This is a genomic window from Gemmatimonadota bacterium (genome assembly GCA_009838845.1).
GTDB lineage: Bacteria > Latescibacterota > UBA2968 > UBA2968 > UBA2968 > VXRD01.
In genome coordinates, this window is record VXRD01000018.1 from 22126 (window position 1) to 26942 (window position 4817).

The 4817-nt window shown below is 53.6% G+C and carries 4 protein-coding genes and 1 pseudogene (1 of these 5 running past the window's edge); 3 read left to right on the forward strand and 2 right to left on the reverse strand.

Translation table 11 applies throughout. The annotated features are described in order from the left end of the window. The 3 genes and pseudogenes from F4Y39_02555 to F4Y39_02565 all read left to right on the forward strand — a co-directional run. Nucleotides 1–274, forward strand: a pseudogene (locus F4Y39_02555) (hypothetical protein); it begins 1415 nt to the left of the window's first position. A gap of 53 nt (nt 275–327) precedes the next feature. After that, complete coding sequence (locus F4Y39_02560) at nt 328–1239, forward strand: hypothetical protein (GenBank protein ID MYC12590.1); 912 nt, start codon at nt 328–330, stop codon at nt 1237–1239. Next, on the forward strand, nt 1182–2051 hold the full coding sequence (locus F4Y39_02565; GenBank protein ID MYC12591.1) for a sugar phosphate isomerase/epimerase: 870 nt from the start codon (nt 1182–1184) through the stop codon (nt 2049–2051). Before F4Y39_02560 ends, F4Y39_02565 begins: the two co-directional genes overlap by 58 nt. Nucleotides 2052–2443: 392 nt before the next feature. On the opposite strand, the gene F4Y39_02570 is transcribed toward F4Y39_02565, so the two are convergent. Together F4Y39_02570 and F4Y39_02575 are read right to left on the reverse strand one after the other, a co-directional pair. After that, nucleotides 2444–3415, reverse strand: a complete 972-nt coding sequence (locus tag F4Y39_02570; protein MYC12592.1) for a hypothetical protein — start codon at nt 3413–3415, stop codon at nt 2444–2446. A gap of 12 nt (nt 3416–3427) precedes the next feature. Then, nucleotides 3428–4729: an OFA family MFS transporter gene (locus F4Y39_02575; protein MYC12593.1), complete on the reverse strand. Its 1302-nt coding sequence runs from the start codon at nt 4727–4729 to the stop codon at nt 3428–3430. Between the last annotated feature and the right edge of the window lie 88 nt (nt 4730–4817).

Genomic DNA, 4817 nt, shown 5'->3' on the forward strand with positions numbered 1-4817 from the left:
CGATGGGGGTATCCTCGCCTCCGGGTCTTGGGATGACACAGTCAAGCTGTGGGATATGTCGCTGTATATCACCTCTCCTACGCTGTCCTCTGCATCCGACTTTGATGGCGATGGGACTGTTGGCTTTGCAGATTTTTTGCAGTTTGTAGAAAAATTTGGGTTAAGCGAGAAAGATGAGGCGTATCAAGCGCGATTCGACTTGAATGGGGATGGTGTGATTGGGTTTGGGGATTTTTTGATTTTTGTCAATAATTTTTGTAAGAAAGTGTCATGACCTGTGCCTTTTGGGTTTAGACTTCGCTGAATTCTTGATAAAGGAGATTTATCATGCGTCGCTTCACGCGTACGCCCTATTACAGTGGGCCGGATGATCCGGCTATTGGCGAGGTGCGCGGTACGCTTGCTCTGGGCGAGACCGTGGTTATTGAGACGATTGGTGGAGCCGATAATGATTTTGAGGCTGCCGGTGAGGTTCGTGCGGGGATGATTACTTCCGGGGAAAGCCACCGCCGCTATGCCCGGCGTGGTGGTCCTTTTCGCATTGAGGAGATTGCGCCTGATGACTGGGTTGCTATTGAAATTATCGATATTGAGGTGGGGCCTTACGGTTTTTATCGCAACGGAGGGCCGAACTGGGGCAATTGGCGCTGCGTGGCGCCTGTGCGCGATGGGTTGATCCATTTTCCGCCGGATTTTGTGGTGCCGGTGCGGCCTATGGTTGGCGTGGTTCAGTTGGAACCGTGGGCTGCTCATTCGATTGACCACGGCGGCAATATGGATTTTAACGCGGTTCAACCGGGCAGTACTGTGCATATCCGCGCCCAAAAGCCCGGTGGATTGCTCTCTCTGGGCGATGTCCATGCGCGGATGGGAGATGGCGAGTTGACAGGTGCTGGTGTCGAGATTGATGCGGCGGTTACTATAAAAGTGGATCGCTCTCCCGGGTTTCCCAATAGCAGTCCGGTGGTGGAGACGACTACGGTGGTAGAGGCTGCTGAGGAGTATTTGACCAGTGCCCGGGCGACTGAGTGGGGCGAGGCTCTCAGGCTGGCATGGCTGGAGATGGTGGCTCTGATTATTGATCGCTACAATACGACGTACGAATATGCCAATATGATCGTGGGCACGATTGGCGATGCGCGGCCCGGCTTTGCCACGGGCTATATGGGGAGCTATGTCACATGCCAGATTGCAGTGACCAAAGAATTGCGGCGCACCGGGGTGCCGTACGAGGCGTAGGGGTTTTGAGGTTTACAACATTAATGAAAGGATTTGCTATGTATTTGTACGGGATTCGCAATGCGAGTCTGAATATGGATTGGGGGAAAGACGCTTTTGCCACAGCAGGGGATATTGGGTTTGATGGGGTGGAGATTGTGCTGCGAGAGGAGGAGCGGTTGGATTGGCTTTTGAGTGCGGCGGGTCGGGAGGAGGTTGGGAGGTGGGTTGAGGAGACGGGTGCGCAAGCGTGTTCTATCAGTTTTGCCCTGTTTCGAGAATACAAGGGGAATGAGGAGGATGCGGCTGTGCGCGATCGCGTGGTGGAGCTTGTGCAAAAGGCGATCCGCGCATGTAAGGGGATGGGGGGCGTCGGTATTTTACTCCCGTATTTTGATGCGCAGAATCTCGATATGTCGAGCGCGCATGCAGAATTGCTGATTGAAGATATGAAGCGATGCGCCCCTGTCGCTGAAGACAAGGGTATTAAGGTTGCTCTGGAGACGAGTTTTTCTCCGGGATTGTTGAGGACGATTTGCGATGGCGTGGGGTCTGAGATGGTGGGGGTGTATCAAGATACGGCTAATGCGCTGCAATACGGGTACGATTCGGTCGATATGCTCGTTACTTTACCTGAACACACACAATTGATTCATATTAAAGATACGCGGCGTTCTGATCTGGGCGAGGGCGATGTGGATTTTCCCGCGTGTCGAGATGCGATTGCACAGATCGGTTACGAGGGTTGGCTGATTTTTGAAACGCCAGGGGGGGATGACCCTGTGGCATCGGGAGAGAAGAATCTGGCGTTTGCAAAAGAGATGTTTGGGTAGGCAGGCAGAGGGTGAGGGGAACGGTGTACAACTTCGACAGAAGTTCATCGAACCCTATGCGGTTGCCCGCACACGAAGCCTGAACGCTTCGCCGCCTTCCACACGAGGCGATTGCCTCTTGCATGTGGCGTTCACCCCCTGTATTGATGCTGTTATTTTTTGGCAGAGGGTGAGGGAATCGAACCCTATGCGGTTGCCCGCACACGAAGCCAGAATACTCCGCCCCATTCCAAATGGTGTTCACCCCCTGTATTGATGCTGTTATTTTTTGGCAGAGAGTGAGGGAATCGAACCCTGTGCGGTTGCCCGCACCACCGACCAATGTCGGGCGGCCCACCACGAACCGTTCACCCCCTACCTATTTTGACAAAACCGCGCGCTTAAGGGTTTCTTCAGCGGTCAGGGCGCAGTTCACCCAGGGATTGTTCCCCGGGTTGGATATATTCTACGGCTGGGCTTTCGATGCGTCCATAGGCATTCCACACTTTGAATCCGAGTAAAGAGAGAAGATCGGGCGATGCCTCGGCGAGGACTTCGGGAACTGTGCCTATGGTAAAATTTTCCTGCGGACGGAATTGGGGACCGCAGAATGTGGTGAGTATGGCCCAGCGCAGTTGGTCGCTTATATTGGCTCCCGTGCCGTGCCAGATGCGTCCGTCGAGGAATCCAACTGTGCCGGCTGGACCTTCGAGGGCGACTGTTTCGATGGCGTTGTCATCGGGGTTGTCTGGGCGTCGTCCCCACAGGTGGCTGCCGGGGACGATGCGGGTGCCGCCGTTTTCTGCTGTGAAGTCGCCGATCATCCATACTACGTTGATGACGACGCGGGGCCAGATAGATGCGGTATCGGTTTCGTCTGTTTGCTCGCGGCTGATAGAGCCTGCGGGCAAATGCGTTCGGTCTGCGCGCGTTGGCATGGGCATCCACCACTGGTCTGTGTGCAGGCGCATGGGAACACCGCCGGGTTTGGCGATGTTGGCCGAATGGCTCGATAGCAAATAATCATTGCCCAGTGCGTGATCTATGATGTTGCGAACCCCTGAGTGTAATAGCATGTCTTGAAATACCCGACCTTTGTTGATTAGCATCCACACGCGCTGGTTGATACCTCCTGCCGATTGTGTAAACGCCCCTGCGCGTACCTGCCCGTTTTTATTCCTAAAATCCCCCCAGTTTTGTTTTGCACCTCCGTCTTCAAATGCGAGCCCGCGTTGTTTTTCAGCAAGGGCCTGTTCTTTTAGACGGGTTTTAATTTTTGAGAGGTCTTCTGCATTGAGCGCGTTGGCGAGCAGGCCATAACCACAGGTGTCGAGTTGTGTTTTGACCTGTGCGAGGTCTTCGGTCGGTTGTGGACGTTCAGACATGTGTATTCCTCATTATCGGGGCATAATGCCATACTGGCGCAGGGTGCTTTCCAGTGTTGGACGACTAAGGCGAATGCGGTCGTCGTTTAACAAATAGGAGAAGACGTACCCGAGGCCGAGCATAAAAATTCCGATTAAGAAGCAATATATGACTGCGCGGTCGGGGTATTCGTCTTTCAGGTATCCTACGTAAAGGGGGCCGAAGATTCCCGCTGCTGCCCAGGCGGTTAGAATTGCCCCGTAGATGTTGGACATTTTTTTGCTGCCAAAAACGTCGAGAACAAAAGATGGCATGGTGGCAAAGCCACCGCCAAAGCACAAGAGAACATAACAAACGAGCGCGGAAAAGATCCAGGGGTTGCGCTCCGTCATCAAGATACCGAAGACGATCATTTGGCTGGCGAGTAAGATTCTGAAGACGCCAACGCGACCGATGCGATCCGATAGCAATCCCCAGAAGAGCCTCCCCACGCCGTTGCACAGAGAACTGACGGCGATCAAAGTTGCTCCATATTCGGCGAGTGTTACCGGTTCCAGGGATGGATCTGCAAACCCCCAAACTTCTTGCAGGAGTTCTGACTGAAAGCTGATGACGGAGATGCCCGCGGCGATGTTGAAAAAAAATACGATCCACATAAGGGCAAATTCAGAAGATCGCAGATAGGGCGCGACAGTGTCTTCGTATTCCATCGGTTCATCGTCAGCAACAGCGGGTACAACTGCGGCTTTGGGATCGCTCAACACAAAGCTGGAGGGCAAGAGGATACAGGCAAATACTATGCCGAGCCACAAGAAGACAAGGGGCAGATCCGATTCTGTTCGCAGTACGAGAAAGGGTGCCAGCACTTTGCTCAAGAGAAATGCACCCACGCCAAATCCCATCACGACGATGCCTGTCACCAGACCCTTGCGATCGGGGAACCACTTTGCCGCAGTTGCAACCGGCGTTACATAGCCAAGTCCAATTCCCGCACCGCCGATAACGCCGTATCCCAGGTAAAAGAGTGGGATAAAGTCCAGATGAAGGGCGAGGCTCGCGATCATATATCCGCCGGAAAACATGATACTGCCCGCGACTGCGAGTTTGCGAGGTCCGAATCGCGGTAGCGTCGCACCTGCCCAGGCTGCGGATGTGCCGAGTGAAAAGATCGCGATACTAAAAGCCCATGCGGTTTCTGTGAATGTCCAGCCGAGTTGTCTGACCAGAAGCGTTTGAAAGAAGCTCCACGCGTACACGGTGCCGAAACAGAGTTGCAGGAGCGTGCATAAGAGCGCGATGACTGAACGCGGAATCTGTATTTCCCGTTTTGCCATTTTTATGTGTCCAGTGGCGAATCAGCGAATCTACGAATCTACGAATCAGCGAATCTACGAATCAGCGAATCTACGAATCAGCGAATCT